This is a genomic window from Pantoea eucrina, assembly GCF_020079945.1.
GTDB classification, from domain to species: domain Bacteria; phylum Pseudomonadota; class Gammaproteobacteria; order Enterobacterales; family Enterobacteriaceae; genus Pantoea; species Pantoea eucrina.
This window is the reverse complement of the sequence record NZ_CP083448.1, coordinates 354,049-368,360: the sequence shown is the minus strand read 5'-3', so window position 1 is coordinate 368,360 and position 14,312 is coordinate 354,049. Positions and strand designations below refer to the sequence as shown.

Here is a 14,312-nt window from a genome sequence, read left to right as displayed (position 1 = left end):
ACCAGCCACGCTGCTGTGACTGGTTCTGGTCCATCATACTGACTGGCTTATTCGCCGCTGATACGCTCAATGTTCGCGCCCATCGCTTTGAGCTTATCTTCGATATGCTCATAGCCGCGATCGATGTGGTAAATCCGGTCAACAACCGTAGTGCCTTCAGCAATACAGCCTGCCAGTACCAGACTCGCCGAAGCACGTAAATCGGTCGCCATAACCTGTGCACCCGAGAGCGTTTCCACACCGTGACAAATCGCCGTGTTGCTCTCGATTTCCGCATGCGCACCCATACGGATCAGTTCCGGGATGTGCATAAAGCGGTTTTCAAAGATGGTTTCTGTGATCACGCCCGTGCCTTCCGCCAGCAGATTCAGCAGAGTGAACTGCGCCTGCATATCGGTTGGAAAACCCGGATGCGGTGCAGTGCGGATATTCACCGCTTTTGGCCGCTTGCCGTGCATATCAAGACTAATCCAGTCATCACCGGTTTCAATCTCTGCACCCGCGTCGCGCAGTTTAGCCAGTACCGCATCCAGCGTATCCGGCTGTGCATTGCGGCAGATGACTTTGCCGCGCGAGATAGCCGCAGCCACAAGGAAGGTGCCGGTTTCGATACGATCCGGCAGCACGCGATAGACACCGCCACCCAGACGTTCCACACCTTCAATCGTAATTTTGTCCGTGCCTGCGCCAGAAATTTTTGCACCCAGCGTATTGAGGAAGTTTGCCGTATCAACAATCTCCGGCTCGCGCGCCGCGTTCTCGATTACCGTGGTGCCGGTTGCCAGCGTTGCCGCACTCATAATGGTTACGGTAGCGCCGACGCTGACTTTATCCATGACGATGTGCGCGCCTTTCAGGCGGCCATTGACTGAGGCTTTAACATAGCCCTCTTCCAGCTTAATTTCCGCGCCGAGCTGTTCCAGACCAGTGATATGCAGATCGACCGGACGGGCACCAATCGCGCAGCCGCCCGGCAGTGATACCTGACCCTGACCAAATCGTGCCACCAGCGGCCCGAGCGCCCAGATAGAAGCACGCATCGTTTTAACCAGATCGTAAGGAGCGCTGAAGACGTTAACTTCGCGCGCATCAACATGCACCGAACCGTTACGCTCTGTGCGTGCACCCAGCAGGCTCAGCAGCTTCATGGTGGTATCAATATCACGCAGCTGCGGGACATTCTGAATTTCTACCGGCTCTTCTGCCAGCAGCGCGGCAAACAGAATCGGCAGCGCTGCATTTTTTGCGCCGGAAATGGTCACTTCACCACTTAAGCGGGTGGGGCCTTGCACACGAAATTTGTCCATTAACACGGCTCTCAATTATCTATCAACAAAACAACCAGACTGGTACTCAGAATCCGTTAAGTTTACGGTCGCGAGCCCACTCGGCGGGAGTATAAGTCTTGATGGAAACCGCATGAATGCGATTATCCGCAATGTATTCCATCAGCGGCGCATAAACAGCCTGCTGTTTTTTTACCCGGCTCAGTTCGCCAAACATTTCGCCCACGGCGATCACCTGGAAATGGCTGCCGTCGTTGCTCATCACGTGGACTTCATCTAATGACAGCGCCTGCATCAGGACTGCCTGAACTTCACTATTTTCCATGGTTTATAACTTCACTTGATAATAATAAGGCGGATATCTTAGAGGAAAGCGGCTGAGTCTTAAATATGCAAAAGCCCCTGAACGCATCAGGGGCCTAGTTTTTCAGCCGTCAGATCAGACGCTTTTCTCCGCAGAAACAATAATCTGCTGAAGATTATAAAGCGTAATAAGAGAATGGAGTTTATCTGTCACACCCGTGAACAGCGGCGTACTTCCCTGCGCGCGTACCATCTCGCGCAGATGCACCAGCAGCGCCAGCCCGGCCGAATCGACCCGCTCCAGAGCCGCCACATCAATGACGTTTATATTCTGCATAACCGTTTCACGCTGCTGCCATAGTGTCAGCAGCGTATCCCGGTCAAGCTTGCCGCTCAGTACCAGCGTATCAGTACTGCGCTGCCAGCGTAACGATTCACTCATTATTGCTGTTTATCCAGTGTAATAGGTTGTGCCGCATAGGTTTTCAGCTGTGCAGTCAGGCCATCAATGCCTTTAGTGCGCAGCAGATCGCTCCACTCATTCTGCTTGGTGGTGATCATACTGATCCCTTCGGCAATCATATCGTAAGCCTGCCATTTTCCGCTCTGGCTGTTTTTACGCCACTGAAAATCGAGACGCACCGGCGGACGGCCGTTAGGATCAACAATGGTGACGCGAATAGCCACAATATTGGCATCGCCCAGCGGTTTTTCCGGCTGAATCTGGTAAGTCTGACCGTGATACAGCGCCAGCGCCTGCCCGTAAGCCTGGGCCAGGTAGTCACCGAATGCGGCAAAGTAGGCGTCGCGCTGTGCCGGCGTCGCTTCACGATAGTAACGGCCTAAAACCAGCGCGCCGGCATATTTAATCTGCACATAGGGCAGCAGCTCCTGGCGCACAATATCGCGCAGATAGTTGGGATCCTGCTTGATTTTCGGCTGTTCATTTTTCAGCCGGGTAAAAGTTTTGGCTGCGGCTTCATTCATCAGCTTATACGGGTTGCTCTGATCCGTATCCGCTGCTGTGGCGGCCAGGGGAGCGATTGCCAGCAGGGCAACCATCAGAAAACGTTTCAACATCGTGTTTTACCTCTCTGGATTATTCCGTTGTGGCAGGCGCAGGTGCACGCTCGCCATCCTGTGACTGATTCTCTTTGCTGCCGTCGCCGCTTTTGTAAAGGAACTGACCAATCAAATCCTCAAGCACCAGAGCAGATTTGGTGTCGCGCAACGTTCCGCCATCTTTCAGCATAGCTGAACCGAGATCCGGATCGTCAAAGCCCAGATTCAGCGCCAGAAACTGTTCGCCCAGCAAACCCTGCGTACGAATAGCCAGAGAACTGGTATCCGGGATTTTGTCGACATACTGTTCGCTGATATCCATGGTCACGCGCGGCGACAGGCTTTTCTCATCCAGTGAAATATCCGTTACGCGGCCAATGACGACGCCGCCAATTTTCACAGGTGAACTGATTTTCAGGCCGCCAATATTGTCAAAGGTAGCGTAGAGCTTCCACGTGGGCTCGGTGCCCAACGATTTGAGATCGGCCACGCGCAGACTGAGAAACAGCAGCGCCACCAGCGCCGCCAGCATAAATACCCCTACCCAAATTTCATTTTTCTTGCTTTGCATTGCATCAGTTCCCAAACATCAGTGCGGTCAGCACAAAATCAAGCCCAAGCACCGCCAGTGAAGCGTGTACGACGGTACGCGTTGTTGCCCGGCTGATACCTTCCGACGTCGGAATCGCATCGTAGCCGTTAAACAGCGCAATCCAGGTTACCGTAATGGCAAAAACTGCGCTCTTGATCAGGCAGTTAAGGACATCATTATGAAAATCTACCGCGCTTTGCATCGCGGACCAGAAAAAGCCGGGATCGATACCTTTCCAGCCAACGCCAACCAGTGCACCACCGGCAATACCGACGGCCGTAAAAATCAGCGTTAACAGCGGCATACTGATAAAACCCGCCCAGAAGCGTGGCGAGACCACGCGGCGCAGCGGATCCACCGCCATCATCTCCATACTGGAGAGCTGCTCTGTGGCTTTCATCAGACCAATCTCTGCCGTCAGCGCCGAGCCGGCTCGTCCGGCAAACAGCAGCGCCGTGACAACCGGCCCCAGCTCACGCAGCAGCGACAGCGCCACCAGCATGCCAAGGCTGGTCTCCGCGCTGTAGGTGGTCAGCACCAGATATCCCTGCAGTCCCAGCACCATGCCGATAAACAGACCAGAAACCACAATAATCAGCAGCGAGAGTACGCCAACGCTATAAAGCTGCCTGATCAACAATGGAGCATGGCGGCGAAAAGCGGGTTTTCCCACCAGCGCATGAAACAGCATCAGACCGGCGCGACCAAAGGTCGCACAGCTGTTTATTCCCCGACGCCCGAACGACGCCAGTGCCTGTAACACCATGAGTTTACTCTCTCCCTGTCCGGGTCAAATCACTAAGATAGTCGCCGGCGGCGAAACGAAACGGCACCGGACCATCAGCATGCCCATCAATAAACTGGCGTACGCGCGGATCGGCGTTCTCCTTCAGCTGCCGGGTGCTGCCTTCAGCAATGATTTTTTGCCCGGCAACAATATAGGCGTGATCGGCGATGCTCAGGACTTCAGGCACATCATGCGATACCACAATACAGGTCACGCCCAGCGAGTGGTTCAGCTCATCAATCAGCTTGACCAGCACGCCCATAGTTATTGGATCCTGCCCCACAAACGGCTCATCAAACATAATGAGTTCCGGTTCCAGCGCAATGGCACGTGCCAGCGCAGCACGTCGCGCCATCCCGCCGGAGAGCTCTGCCGGCATAAGTTTTGCCGCGCCGCGCAGTCCGACCGCTTCAAGCTTCATCATCACCGTGCTGTGCAGCAGTTCCGGCGGCAGCTGAGTGTGCTCGCGCAGTGGCCAGGCGACGTTTTCATAGACGTTAAGATCGGTAAAGAGCGCGCCTGACTGAAACAGCATGCTCATTTTCTTACGGGCTTCATAGAGCTTGCGCCGTGACAGGCTGGGAATATTCTGGCCCTGAAACCAGATTTCGCCGTGGTCAGGCTGCAGCTGACCGCCAATCAGGCGTAACAGCGTTGTTTTTCCGATGCCGGAAGGTCCCATAATCGCGGTCACTTTGCCCGCCGGAACCGTAAGTGAAATATCATCGAATATCGTGCGATCGCCACGGGTGAAACTCACACCGCGCACCTCGACCAGATTCGTTTGCTGCTGAGTCATTATTACCTCGTTAAGCGGGTCGGGCGTACTAAATGGGGTGGATGGTAGCCTGGTAAACCGCAATTCACGATAGTTTTACAGAAACTTACCGGTTCAGTGTGGCGAAAACGGTCATTAAATTTACTTTTGTCGCTCAGAGAGTCAAAATCAGCGGCTGACTCTCCCCGCATCTCAGGTTTTTTTGCCGGCCAGGGTCCGCCGGCACCGTATCCATCAAGGATTTTTCATGTTTGTAGCTACCGCCCTGTTGTTTATCGGATTGCTGTTACTGGTTTACGGGGCCGATCGACTGGTCTTCAGCGCCGCCATTCTGTGCCGCTCATTCGGTATTCCGCCGCTGATTATCGGCATGACGGTAGTCAGTATCGGCACATCGCTACCGGAGCTGATTATTTCGTTTTCAGCTGCGCAACATGGACAGATGGATTTGGCCGTAGGCACCGCGCTGGGCTCAAACATTACGAATATCCTGTTAATTCTGGGTGGCGCCGCGCTGCTTCATCCTTTAACCGTACACTCCAATTTGATTCGGCGCGAACTTCCGCTGCTGCTGCTGGTCTCTTTGCTGAGCGGCATTATGCTGTTTGATAATTACCTGAGCCGGCTGGATGGTGTGGCGCTGTTGCTGATGGCGCTGTTCTATCTGCTGATCGTGATCCGCATTGCCCGCCGCGCCGGACATGACAACAGCGATACACTCACCCGGGAACAGCTGGCAGAACTGCCGCGCGATGAAGCGGGTAACACGGTAGCCTTTCTCTGGCTGGCGGTCGCGCTGATTATATTGCCGATGTCGACCCGTATGGTCATCGACAATGCCACCGTCTTTGCTGATTACTTTGGCGTAAGCGAGCTGGTGATGGGGCTGACGCTTATCGCGGTAGGGACCAGCCTGCCGGAGCTGGCCACGGTTGTCGCGGGTGCGCTGAAAGGTGAAGATGATATGGCGATTGGTAATCTGATCGGCGCCAATATTTTCAACCTGGCGATTGTTCTTGGCCTGCCCGCGCTGTTTCATCCGGGCGAGGTCAATCCGCTCGCGTTTAGCCGTGATTACTGGGTCATGCTCGGCGTCAGCGTAGTGTTTGCCCTGTTTTGTCTGCTGCGTAAGCGGCGCGTCGGCCGGATAGCCGGCGCGCTGTTACTGAGCGGATTTCTTCTCTGGGTGCTATGGCTGTGGCTCAGCCCCACCCTTCTTACTGGCTATTAAGGATGCACTGATATGTCACAGCAGCATGCAGAGTTTGATTTTCAGCAGGCGGGTAAAAAGGTTCTGCGCATCGAACGTGAAGGACTTGAACAGCTTGATCAGTATATCAATGACGACTTCAGCCGCGCCTGCCAGCTGCTTTATGCCTGCCAGGGAAAAGTCGTGGTGATGGGCATGGGCAAGTCAGGACATATCGGTAAGAAAATGGCCGCGACCTTTGCCAGCACCGGCACCGCCTCCTTTTTTGTGCATCCGGGTGAGGCGAGCCATGGCGACCTCGGCATGGTGAGCGCCAGCGATGTGGTTATCGCCATCTCGAACAGCGGCGAGTCGGCAGAGATCCTGGCGCTGATCCCGGTGCTGAAGCGACAGAAAGTGCAGCTGATCTGTATGACCAGCCGCCCGGAGAGCGCCATGGGCCGCGCGGCAGATGTTCACCTGTGTGTGAAAGTGCCGCAGGAAGCGTGCCCGCTGGGACTGGCGCCAACGTCCAGCACCACGGCAACGCTGGTGATGGGCGATGCGCTGGCGGTGGCGCTGCTTGAGGCGCGCGGTTTTACGCCAGAGGATTTTGCGCTGTCGCATCCTGGCGGCGCGCTGGGTCGTAAACTGCTGCTGCACGTCAGCGACATTATGCACAGCGGCGATGAAATTCCGCACGTCACGCGCGAGGCGTCGCTGCGTGATGCCCTGCTGGAGATCACGCGCAAAAACCTCGGTCTCACAGTGATCGTCGATGACTTAATGAAAATTGAAGGGATTTTTACCGATGGCGATCTGCGCCGTATTTTTGATATGGGCGTCGATTTTCAGTCAGCGCGTATTCAGGACGTCATGACGCGTGGCGGCATCCGCGTCCGGCCAAATATGCTGGCGGTAGAGGCCTTAAATCTGATGCAAAATAAAAATATCACTGCCGTCCTGGTAGCCGATGAAGATCGGCTGCTGGGCGTCGTCCACATGCATGACATGCTGCGCGCTGGCGTAGTCTGAACAGGAAATGTAAATGAACGCTGAAAATGCGCTGGTTGCCACCTGCTATGGTCCGGTATCAGCTGAAGTCATGGCACGGGCAGCGCAAATCCGCCTGCTGATTTGTGATGTCGATGGCGTCATGTCAGACGGCCTGATCTATATGGGAAACAGCGGTGAAGAGCTGAAGGCGTTTAATGTGCGGGATGGCTACGGCATACGTTGCCTGCTGACCTCCGGCATCGAAGTCGCTATTATAACCGGCCGTCGCGCTAAGCTGCTGGAAGATCGCTGTGAAACGCTGGGCATTACTCATCTTTACCAGGGACAATCAGATAAGCTTTTGGCGTGGCGCGAACTTCTGGATAAACTGTCACTGGACAGCACGCAGGTTGCCTATATTGGCGACGATCTGATCGACTGGCCGGTCATGGCGCAGGCGGGTCTGAGTGTTGCCGTAGCGGATGCACATCCGGTCTTGCTGCCGCGTGCAGACTATGTCACACGCATCGGCGGCGGACGCGGTGCGGTACGCGAAATATGCGACCTGATATTACTGGCGCAGAATAAATTTGAGGATGCCAGAGGGCAATCAGTATGAGTAAAAGCAGGCGTTGGATAACGCTGATTCTGGCTCTGGTCGCGCTGATATTGATCGGCTGGAACCTGACGAATCAGGATGAGAGTGCCACGCCGTTGGCTTCAAACGATCAGGAGCCAACCTACACCAGCGCGAACTCTAATACCGTGGTATACAACCCAACGGGTGCACTGGCCTACAAGCTTGTCTCCGATAAAGTGACCTATTTTTCAGCTGATGAAGTCAGCTGGTTTGATCGTCCCGTTATGACAACCTTTGATGAAAACAAAGTGCCAACCTGGTCAGTACGGGCGGACAAAGCAAAGCTAACGAAAGATCGTATGCTTTATCTGTATGGCCACGTTGAAGTGCATACGCTGACGCAGGATTCTCAGCTGGAACGCATTATCACTGATAACGCGCAGGTCAATCTGGTGACCCAGGATGTCATGTCTGACGACCAGGTGACGCTATTTGGCCGCAGTTTTAACTCCACGGGCATGAAGATGCGCGGCAATTTGCGGACAAAAAACGCCGAACTGCTTGAAAAGGTCAAAACCTCTTATGAAATTCAAAATGAACAAAAATAGCGTTAACGCGCTGCTGCTGGGATCGCTGCTGATTGGCAGCCTGCCCGCGCTGGCTGTCACCGGCGACTCAGAAAAACCGGTTAATATCGACTCCGTTAATCAGGCGCTGGATCTGCAGGGCAACGTGGCGACCTTTACCGGCAATGTTATTGTCACGCAGGGCACGATTAAAATTACAGCGGATAAAGTCGTGGTAACCCGTCCCGGCGGCGACAGCAACAAAACTATTGTTGATGCCTATGGCAATCCGGCTACGTTTTATCAGATGCAGGACAACGGCAAGCCGGTTAAAGGCCATGCCGCTAAGCTGCACTATGAGCTGGCCAACGATTTTGTCGAGCTGACCGGTAATGCTTTCATTGAACAGCAGGACAGCAACATCAAAGGCGATCGCATCACCTATCTGGTGAAAGAGCAGAAAATGCAGGCCTATAGTCAGGGTCAAAGCAAACGCGTCACCACGGTGCTGGTTCCTTCACAGCTGCAGGATAAAAACGGTTCCGCTGCGAGCCCTAAAAAGAGTAACTGACCGATGGCAACTTTAGTCGCTGAAAATCTGGCCAAAGCGTATAAAGGCCGCCGCGTAGTGGAAGATGTCAGCCTGCAGGTTAAATCGGGCGAGATTGTCGGACTGCTGGGTCCTAACGGCGCCGGTAAGACCACGACATTTTATATGGTGGTCGGCATTGTCCCGCGCGATGCGGGCCGCATTATTATCGATGATGAGGATATCAGTATCCTGCCCCTGCACGCCCGTGCGCGTCGTGGTATCGGATACCTGCCGCAGGAAGCCTCTATTTTCCGGCGGCTGAGCGTGTATGACAATCTGATGGGCGTGCTGCAGATCCGCGACGATCTGACCGAAGAGCAGCGCCAGGATCGCGCCAATGAGCTGATGGAAGAGTTCCATATTGAGCATCTGCGCAACAGCCTGGGCCAGGCGCTCTCCGGGGGAGAACGTCGCCGCGTTGAAATTGCACGCGCGCTGGCAGCGAATCCAAAGTTCATTCTGCTGGATGAGCCGTTCGCCGGGGTTGACCCCATCTCCGTTATCGATATCAAAAAGATCATCGAACATTTGCGCGACAGCGGCCTCGGTGTCCTGATCACCGACCATAACGTGCGTGAAACGCTGGCCGTCTGCGAACGCGCCTATATTGTCAGCCAGGGCAATCTGATTGCACACGGCACGCCGGATGAAATTCTGGCAGATGAGCAGGTTAAGCGGGTTTATTTGGGCGAAGAGTTCAGACTCTGATAAGGTGTCGATTAACCCGATATTCGCTTAGGACATTCAAGCCGGATTATGAAGCAAGGTTTGCAACTCAGGTTCAGCCAACAGCTGGCGATGACCCCCCAGCTGCAACAGGCCATTCGCCTGCTGCAGCTCTCTACGCTTGAACTCCAGCAGGAGCTCCAGCTGGCGCTGGAGAGCAATCCGCTGCTTGAGCAGACCGATATTCATGATGAAGTGGACGCACGCGAAACGCAGGAAAGCGATACGTTAGATACCCGTGAGGCGCTGGAACAGAAAGAGATGCCTGACGAGCTGCCGCTGGATGCGTCGTGGGATGAAATTTATACTGCCGGCACCCCTTCCGGCACCGGAACAGATTATCAGGATGATGAACTGCCGGTGTATCAGGGAGAAACCACGCAGTCGCTGCAGGATTACCTGATGTGGCAGGTGGAGCTGACCCCGTTTACCGATACCGATCGCGCTATTGCGACATCGATTGTTGATGCGATCGACACGACCGGTTATCTCACCGTGACGCTGCAGGAAATTTGCGACAGTATCGGCGACGATGAGCTGACGCTGGATGAGGTAGAGGCGGTTCTCAAGCGCGTCCAGCGGTTTGATCCGGTTGGCGTAGGCGCGCGCGATCTGCGCGACTGTCTGCTGGTTCAGCTATCGCAATATGCGGCTGACGCTCCTATGCTAAAAGAGGCGCGCCTGATTGTCAGTGAACATCTCGATCTGCTGGCTAATCACGACTTCCGCAGCCTGATGCGGGTGACCCGCCTGAAAGAAGAGGTGCTGAAAGAGGCGATGCTGTTGATACAGTCGCTCGATCCGCGCCCCGGACAATCGATTAATACGGGTGAACCGGAATACGTTATTCCGGATGTGCTGGTGCGCAAAGCGGGCGCACGCTGGATAGTGGAACTGAACGCTGAAAGCCTGCCGCGTCTGCGGATCAACCAGCACTATGCCGCCATGGGCGGTTCAGCGCGCAGCGATAGCGACAGCCAGTTTATTCGCAATAATCTGCAGGAAGCGCGCTGGCTCATTAAAAGCTTGGAGAGTCGTAATGACACTCTGCTCAAGGTTACCCGCTGTATCGTTGCGCAGCAGCAGGCGTTTTTTGAGCAGGGCGAAGAGTATATGCGTCCGATGGTGCTGGCAGATATCGCGCAACAGGTCGATATGCACGAGTCCACCATCTCACGCGTGACCACGCAAAAATATCTGCACAGTCCGCGTGGTATTTTTGAGCTGAAATATTTTTTCTCCAGCCATGTCAGCACGGAAGGCGGCGGCGAAGCCTCGTCTACGGCCATTCGTGCGCTGGTAAAAAAACTGGTCGCGGCAGAAAATCCCGCAAAGCCCTTGAGCGACAGCAAACTGACCGCCATGTTATCTGAACAGGGTATTATGGTAGCGCGACGTACGGTTGCGAAGTATCGCGAGTCTTTATCTATACCGCCATCAAACCAGCGTAAACAGCTGGTCTGACCGAACTCAGAAGGAAGACCTATGCAGCTAAACCTTACCGGACTCAATGTCGAAATCACTGACCCGCTGCGCGAATTTGTGAACAGCAAATTTGGCAAACTTGAACACTATTACGATCGCATCAATCAGGTTTATATTGTTCTGAAAGTGGAGAAAGTGACTCAGATTGCAGAGGCAACTCTGCACGTTAACGGCGGTGAGCTGCACGCCACAGCGGAAGCGGAAGATATGTACGCGGCCATTGACGGGCTGGTTGATAAGCTGGCACGTCAGCTGACCAAACATAAAGACAAACTGAAAAAACACTAACCTTCACGTTTGCAGAGCGCTGACCCGTTCAGCGCTCAGGGAAAAATGGGGCGGAAGAGCGCCCCGTTTTATCATCTGCGCAAGCGCCAGCAGGGCTTTTCGCTCTGTGGCTATGTGAACTCGCAAGTGAAACCACGATGAACAACGATCTGACACTGGAATTGAGCTCGGTTCTGACGCCTGACTGCACCCGCAGCGGCGTACACTGCCAGAGTAAAAAACGCGCGCTGGAGATTATCAGCGAACTGGCGGCTAAGCAGCTCAATCTGCCGCACCAGACGCTTTTCGAAGCGATTCTGACCCGCGAGCGTATGGGCAGTACCGGCATTGGCAACGGCATTGCTATTCCGCATGGCAAACTGGAAGAGGATACGCTGCGGGCAGTGGGGGTGTTTATCAGCCTCGATCAGCCTATTGCTTTTGACGCCGTGGATAATCAGCCGGTCGATCTGCTGTTCGCTCTGCTGGTGCCTGCCGATCAGTGTAAGACGCACCTTCATACCCTGTCGCTGGTCGCAAAACGCCTGGCAGATAAGACGGTCTGCCGTCGCCTGCGTGCGGCCCAGAGTGATCAAGAGCTCTACGCCATTATCACAGAAGCTCAGGAAGCGCATTCGTAATCAGTACATAGCGTTACCGGTCTGCGGGCCGGATAAAACAGGGGAGAATAGTGATGGTGCTGATGATCGTCAGTGGTCGATCAGGCTCAGGTAAATCAGTTGCGCTGCGTGCCCTGGAGGATATGGGCTTTTACTGTGTCGACAATCTGCCGGTAGTCCTGCTGCCTGAGCTGGCGAATACGCTGACAGAGCGGAATATTTCGGCGGCGGTAAGTATTGATGTACGCAACATGCCGGAGTCGCAGGAAGTCTTTGAGCTGGCGTTAAATAATCTGCCTGACTCTTTCTCTCCTCAGCTGCTGTTTCTGGATGCCGATCGCAATACGCTGATCCGGCGCTACAGCGACACCCGTCGCCTGCATCCGCTCTCCAGCAAAAACCTGTCGCTGGAAAGCGCCATTGATGAAGAGAACGATCTGCTGGAGCCGCTGCGCTCGCGTGCCGATCTGATTATTGATACCTCAGAGATGTCAGTGCATGAGCTGGCTGAGATGCTGCGCACCCGCCTGCTGGGCAAGCGCGAACGCGAACTCACGATGGTGTTTGAGTCGTTCGGTTTCAAACACGGTATCCCGATCGATGCCGACTACGTGTTTGACGTGCGCTTTTTGCCTAACCCGCACTGGGATCCCAAGCTGCGTCCGATGACGGGCCTCGATCGACCGGTGGCGGCGTTCCTGGATCGGCATACAGAAGTACATAATTTTATCTACCAGACGCGCAGCTATCTTGAGCTATGGCTGCCGATGCTGGAAACCAACAACCGCAGCTACCTTACTGTGGCGATCGGCTGTACCGGTGGCAAACATCGTTCCGTGTATATCGCCGAGCAGCTGGCTGACTATTTCCGTTCGCGCGGTAAAAACGTGCAGTCGCGTCATCGCACACTGGAAAAGCGTAAATCATGACCGTAAAGCAAACTGTCGAAATCCGTAACAAGCTGGGTATGCATGCGCGCCCGGCGATGAAGCTGTTTGAGCTGGTGCAGAGCTTTGACGCGGATGTTCTGCTGCGCAATGAAGCGGGCACCGAGGCTGAGGCGAGCAGCGTTATTGCGCTGCTGATGCTGGATTCAGCAAAAGGCGGTCATATTGAAATTGAAGCCAGCGGACCGCAGGAAACTGCGGCGCTGGCCGCCGTTATTGAGCTGTTTGAATCAGGCTTTGACGAAGAGTAAAGGTTTTAGTGTAGCCGGTAGCGATTCAGGAAACCCTCCCCTCCCAGCTGGCGCATCTGACGCATGATCCACTGCTGACGCTGGCGAACATAACCTGAAGGCGCATCCGCGCGAAAACGGATCGGATTAGGCAATACTGCAGCCAGCAGGGCAGCCTCTGCGATAGTCAGGCGGCTGGCGGGCTTATGGAAATAGTGCTGCGCTGCGGCTTCAGCGCCAAAAATACCGGGACCGAACTCAGCGATATTAAGATAGACCGTCAGAATACGACGTTTACTCCAGACGGTTTCAATGCCAACCGTCATCCCCGCCTCCAGCCCTTTACGTAGCCAGCTACGTCCGTCCCACAAAAAGAGATTTTTCGCGGTCTGCTGAGAAAGCGTTGACGCGCCACGCATCCGCTCGCCGCTGCTGTTGTCGAGCACCTGCTGAATAGCGCCAACGTCAAAACCCCAGTGCTCAGGGAATTTCTGATCTTCGGCGGCAATCACGGCCAGCGCCATCCACGGGGAGATGTTATCCATGCTGACCCACTCTGAATGTGCGACATAACTGATATCTCCGTGCAGCCAGGCGCCTGCCTGACGTTCCGCCATAACTGCGGAAAAAGGCACGGGTAAAAAAGCGAAAACGGCAATTCCTCCGATCCAGAGTACTGCCCATGCCAGCAGACATTTAACCATCAGCGACCTGAAAAGGCTGAACCCTTTCCCTCTGTATTTTTTCATTACCTCTTCCTGTATCCCTTCCCTGTATTAATTAATCACTCTGGTCATGATTGCGTCCAGTGCTCATTGTTATACCTGCCTGCATGCTGCCAGCCGGTTTCCGGAGCTGAAAAAGCGTTCAGGCCAGCCGCGGCTCTTCTGCTGATACCCTGAAACATCAAAGGCTTCCATCTTTAAGGAATCGGTTCCATGCATAAAAATCGCGCAAAGCAAACTTCAGACCGCCGTTAATCTGTACTAATAGTCATGTTAATAAGACTTTCATATAGCTTAACATTTGCAAAGAATAGCTTAGCGTTTCCTGACTATCGTCTGCTATGAGATCGGTTTCAGACACATATTATGCTGCCAGAAAGCCAAATCCCCCGGTAATTGTCCGTAAATCAAATTTTACACTCTGACCGGCCTGTTTTTCAGAACGACCGATCTGGAAGTTTAACCGCCTGCTTTCCAAAACGTTTCGGATAAATGTGATGCAATACGGCTATTTTTATTACAAAACAATAGCATAAAGACTATTTTCCTGATAACAATCCGTCCCCGGATAGCTATCCGGG

General features: G+C 54.2%; 19 protein-coding genes. 11 read left to right on the top strand and 8 right to left on the bottom strand.

What is annotated here, in order from left to right:
- Positions 1 to 47 precede the first annotated feature (47 nt).
- The 7 genes from murA to mlaF all read right to left on the bottom strand — a co-directional run bounded on the left by murA (position 48) and on the right by mlaF (position 4,829).
- Complete coding sequence (gene murA, locus LAC65_RS01655; RefSeq protein WP_039382238.1) at positions 48 to 1,307, bottom strand: UDP-N-acetylglucosamine 1-carboxyvinyltransferase; 1,260 nt, start codon at positions 1,305 to 1,307, stop codon at positions 48 to 50.
- Between the two features lie 46 nt (positions 1,308 to 1,353).
- On the bottom strand, positions 1,354 to 1,611 hold the full coding sequence (ibaG, locus tag LAC65_RS01650; protein ID WP_039382236.1) for a BolA family iron metabolism protein IbaG: 258 nt from the start codon (positions 1,609 to 1,611) through the stop codon (positions 1,354 to 1,356).
- Positions 1,612 to 1,725: 114 nt separating this feature from the next.
- Entirely contained in the window at positions 1,726 to 2,031 is a 306-nt protein-coding gene (gene mlaB / locus LAC65_RS01645; protein ID WP_039382234.1) for a lipid asymmetry maintenance protein MlaB, read from the bottom strand.
- On the bottom strand, positions 2,031 to 2,669 hold the full coding sequence (mlaC, locus tag LAC65_RS01640; RefSeq protein ID WP_039382232.1) for a phospholipid-binding protein MlaC: 639 nt from the start codon (positions 2,667 to 2,669) through the stop codon (positions 2,031 to 2,033). The genes mlaB and mlaC overlap by 1 nt, the downstream gene beginning before the upstream one ends.
- A gap of 19 nt (positions 2,670 to 2,688) precedes the next feature.
- Complete coding sequence (gene mlaD / locus LAC65_RS01635; protein WP_039382230.1) at positions 2,689 to 3,222, bottom strand: outer membrane lipid asymmetry maintenance protein MlaD; 534 nt, start codon at positions 3,220 to 3,222, stop codon at positions 2,689 to 2,691.
- A 4-nt stretch (positions 3,223 to 3,226) separates the two neighbouring features.
- Entirely contained in the window at positions 3,227 to 4,009 is a 783-nt protein-coding gene (mlaE, locus tag LAC65_RS01630; RefSeq protein WP_039382227.1) for a lipid asymmetry maintenance ABC transporter permease subunit MlaE, read from the bottom strand.
- Between the two features lie 4 nt (positions 4,010 to 4,013).
- Positions 4,014 to 4,829 carry a phospholipid ABC transporter ATP-binding protein MlaF gene (gene mlaF / locus LAC65_RS01625; protein WP_039382224.1) on the bottom strand — a complete coding sequence of 272 codons (816 nt, stop codon included), beginning with the start codon at positions 4,827 to 4,829 and terminating at the stop codon, positions 4,014 to 4,016.
- 226 nt (positions 4,830 to 5,055) lie between these two features.
- Here mlaF and LAC65_RS01620 point away from each other — a divergent pair, with 226 nt between their 5' ends.
- The 11 genes from LAC65_RS01620 (at position 5,056) to npr (ending at position 13,027) form a co-directional block, all read left to right on the top strand.
- The gene (locus LAC65_RS01620) at positions 5,056 to 6,039 is read left to right on the top strand and encodes a calcium/sodium antiporter (RefSeq protein WP_039382222.1); all 984 of its coding nucleotides are present in this window, start codon (positions 5,056 to 5,058) and stop codon (positions 6,037 to 6,039) included.
- A 12-nt stretch (positions 6,040 to 6,051) separates the two neighbouring features.
- Positions 6,052 to 7,032, top strand: coding sequence for an arabinose-5-phosphate isomerase KdsD (gene kdsD / locus LAC65_RS01615; RefSeq protein WP_039382218.1), 981 nt, complete (start codon positions 6,052 to 6,054; stop codon positions 7,030 to 7,032).
- Positions 7,033 to 7,045: 13 nt separating this feature from the next.
- A complete protein-coding gene (gene kdsC / locus LAC65_RS01610; protein WP_039382215.1) occupies positions 7,046 to 7,612 on the top strand; it encodes a 3-deoxy-manno-octulosonate-8-phosphatase KdsC in 567 nt (188 codons plus the stop codon).
- Positions 7,609 to 8,181 (top strand): LPS export ABC transporter periplasmic protein LptC, encoded by a 573-nt coding sequence (lptC, locus tag LAC65_RS01605; RefSeq protein WP_065650292.1) that lies wholly within the window; start codon positions 7,609 to 7,611, stop codon positions 8,179 to 8,181. Before kdsC ends, lptC begins: the two co-directional genes overlap by 4 nt.
- Positions 8,156 to 8,710, top strand: a complete 555-nt coding sequence (gene lptA, locus LAC65_RS01600; RefSeq protein WP_039382207.1) for a lipopolysaccharide ABC transporter substrate-binding protein LptA — start codon at positions 8,156 to 8,158, stop codon at positions 8,708 to 8,710. The genes lptC and lptA overlap by 26 nt, the downstream gene beginning before the upstream one ends.
- Before the next feature lie 3 nt (positions 8,711 to 8,713).
- Positions 8,714 to 9,439 carry an LPS export ABC transporter ATP-binding protein gene (gene lptB / locus LAC65_RS01595; RefSeq protein ID WP_039382204.1) on the top strand — a complete coding sequence of 242 codons (726 nt, stop codon included), beginning with the start codon at positions 8,714 to 8,716 and terminating at the stop codon, positions 9,437 to 9,439.
- A 48-nt stretch (positions 9,440 to 9,487) separates the two neighbouring features.
- Entirely contained in the window at positions 9,488 to 10,921 is a 1,434-nt protein-coding gene (gene rpoN, locus LAC65_RS01590) for an RNA polymerase factor sigma-54 (protein ID WP_039382200.1), read from the top strand.
- Between the two features lie 21 nt (positions 10,922 to 10,942).
- A complete protein-coding gene (gene hpf, locus LAC65_RS01585) occupies positions 10,943 to 11,230 on the top strand; it encodes a ribosome hibernation promoting factor (protein WP_039382198.1) in 288 nt (95 codons plus the stop codon).
- 137 nt (positions 11,231 to 11,367) lie between these two features.
- The gene (ptsN, locus tag LAC65_RS01580; protein WP_039382195.1) at positions 11,368 to 11,850 is read left to right on the top strand and encodes a PTS IIA-like nitrogen regulatory protein PtsN; all 483 of its coding nucleotides are present in this window, start codon (positions 11,368 to 11,370) and stop codon (positions 11,848 to 11,850) included.
- A gap of 53 nt (positions 11,851 to 11,903) precedes the next feature.
- The gene (gene rapZ / locus LAC65_RS01575; RefSeq protein ID WP_039382191.1) at positions 11,904 to 12,758 is read left to right on the top strand and encodes an RNase adapter RapZ; all 855 of its coding nucleotides are present in this window, start codon (positions 11,904 to 11,906) and stop codon (positions 12,756 to 12,758) included.
- Entirely contained in the window at positions 12,755 to 13,027 is a 273-nt protein-coding gene (gene npr / locus LAC65_RS01570; RefSeq protein ID WP_039382188.1) for a PTS phosphocarrier protein NPr, read from the top strand. The genes rapZ and npr overlap by 4 nt, the downstream gene beginning before the upstream one ends.
- Positions 13,028 to 13,032: 5 nt before the next feature.
- Here npr and mtgA read toward each other — a convergent pair whose 3' ends face one another.
- Positions 13,033 to 13,710 (bottom strand): monofunctional biosynthetic peptidoglycan transglycosylase, encoded by a 678-nt coding sequence (gene mtgA / locus LAC65_RS01565; protein ID WP_370513617.1) that lies wholly within the window; start codon positions 13,708 to 13,710, stop codon positions 13,033 to 13,035.
- Between the last annotated feature and the right edge of the window lie 602 nt (positions 13,711 to 14,312).

What these genes read in the sequence shown, in the direction of transcription:
- murA (WP_039382238.1), bottom strand. Translation starts at nt 1,307, where the DNA reads ATGGACAAATTTCGTGTGCAAGGCCCCACCCGCTTAAGTGGTGAAGTG.
- ibaG (WP_039382236.1), bottom strand. Translation starts at nt 1,611, where the DNA reads ATGGAAAATAGTGAAGTTCAGGCAGTCCTGATGCAGGCGCTGTCATTA.
- mlaB (WP_039382234.1), bottom strand. Translation starts at nt 2,031, where the DNA reads ATGAGTGAATCGTTACGCTGGCAGCGCAGTACTGATACGCTGGTACTG.
- mlaC (WP_039382232.1), bottom strand. Translation starts at nt 2,669, where the DNA reads ATGTTGAAACGTTTTCTGATGGTTGCCCTGCTGGCAATCGCTCCCCTG.
- mlaD (WP_039382230.1), bottom strand. Translation starts at nt 3,222, where the DNA reads ATGCAAAGCAAGAAAAATGAAATTTGGGTAGGGGTATTTATGCTGGCG.
- mlaE (WP_039382227.1), bottom strand. Translation starts at nt 4,009, where the DNA reads ATGGTGTTACAGGCACTGGCGTCGTTCGGGCGTCGGGGAATAAACAGC.
- mlaF (WP_039382224.1), bottom strand. Translation starts at nt 4,829, where the DNA reads ATGACTCAGCAGCAAACGAATCTGGTCGAGGTGCGCGGTGTGAGTTTC.
- LAC65_RS01620 (WP_039382222.1), top strand. Translation starts at nt 5,056, where the DNA reads ATGTTTGTAGCTACCGCCCTGTTGTTTATCGGATTGCTGTTACTGGTT.
- kdsD (WP_039382218.1), top strand. Translation starts at nt 6,052, where the DNA reads ATGTCACAGCAGCATGCAGAGTTTGATTTTCAGCAGGCGGGTAAAAAG.
- kdsC (WP_039382215.1), top strand. Translation starts at nt 7,046, where the DNA reads ATGAACGCTGAAAATGCGCTGGTTGCCACCTGCTATGGTCCGGTATCA.
- lptC (WP_065650292.1), top strand. Translation starts at nt 7,609, where the DNA reads ATGAGTAAAAGCAGGCGTTGGATAACGCTGATTCTGGCTCTGGTCGCG.
- lptA (WP_039382207.1), top strand. Translation starts at nt 8,156, where the DNA reads ATGAAATTCAAAATGAACAAAAATAGCGTTAACGCGCTGCTGCTGGGA.
- lptB (WP_039382204.1), top strand. Translation starts at nt 8,714, where the DNA reads ATGGCAACTTTAGTCGCTGAAAATCTGGCCAAAGCGTATAAAGGCCGC.
- rpoN (WP_039382200.1), top strand. Translation starts at nt 9,488, where the DNA reads ATGAAGCAAGGTTTGCAACTCAGGTTCAGCCAACAGCTGGCGATGACC.
- hpf (WP_039382198.1), top strand. Translation starts at nt 10,943, where the DNA reads ATGCAGCTAAACCTTACCGGACTCAATGTCGAAATCACTGACCCGCTG.
- ptsN (WP_039382195.1), top strand. Translation starts at nt 11,368, where the DNA reads ATGAACAACGATCTGACACTGGAATTGAGCTCGGTTCTGACGCCTGAC.
- rapZ (WP_039382191.1), top strand. Translation starts at nt 11,904, where the DNA reads ATGGTGCTGATGATCGTCAGTGGTCGATCAGGCTCAGGTAAATCAGTT.
- npr (WP_039382188.1), top strand. Translation starts at nt 12,755, where the DNA reads ATGACCGTAAAGCAAACTGTCGAAATCCGTAACAAGCTGGGTATGCAT.
- mtgA (WP_370513617.1), bottom strand. Translation starts at nt 13,710, where the DNA reads ATGGTTAAATGTCTGCTGGCATGGGCAGTACTCTGGATCGGAGGAATT.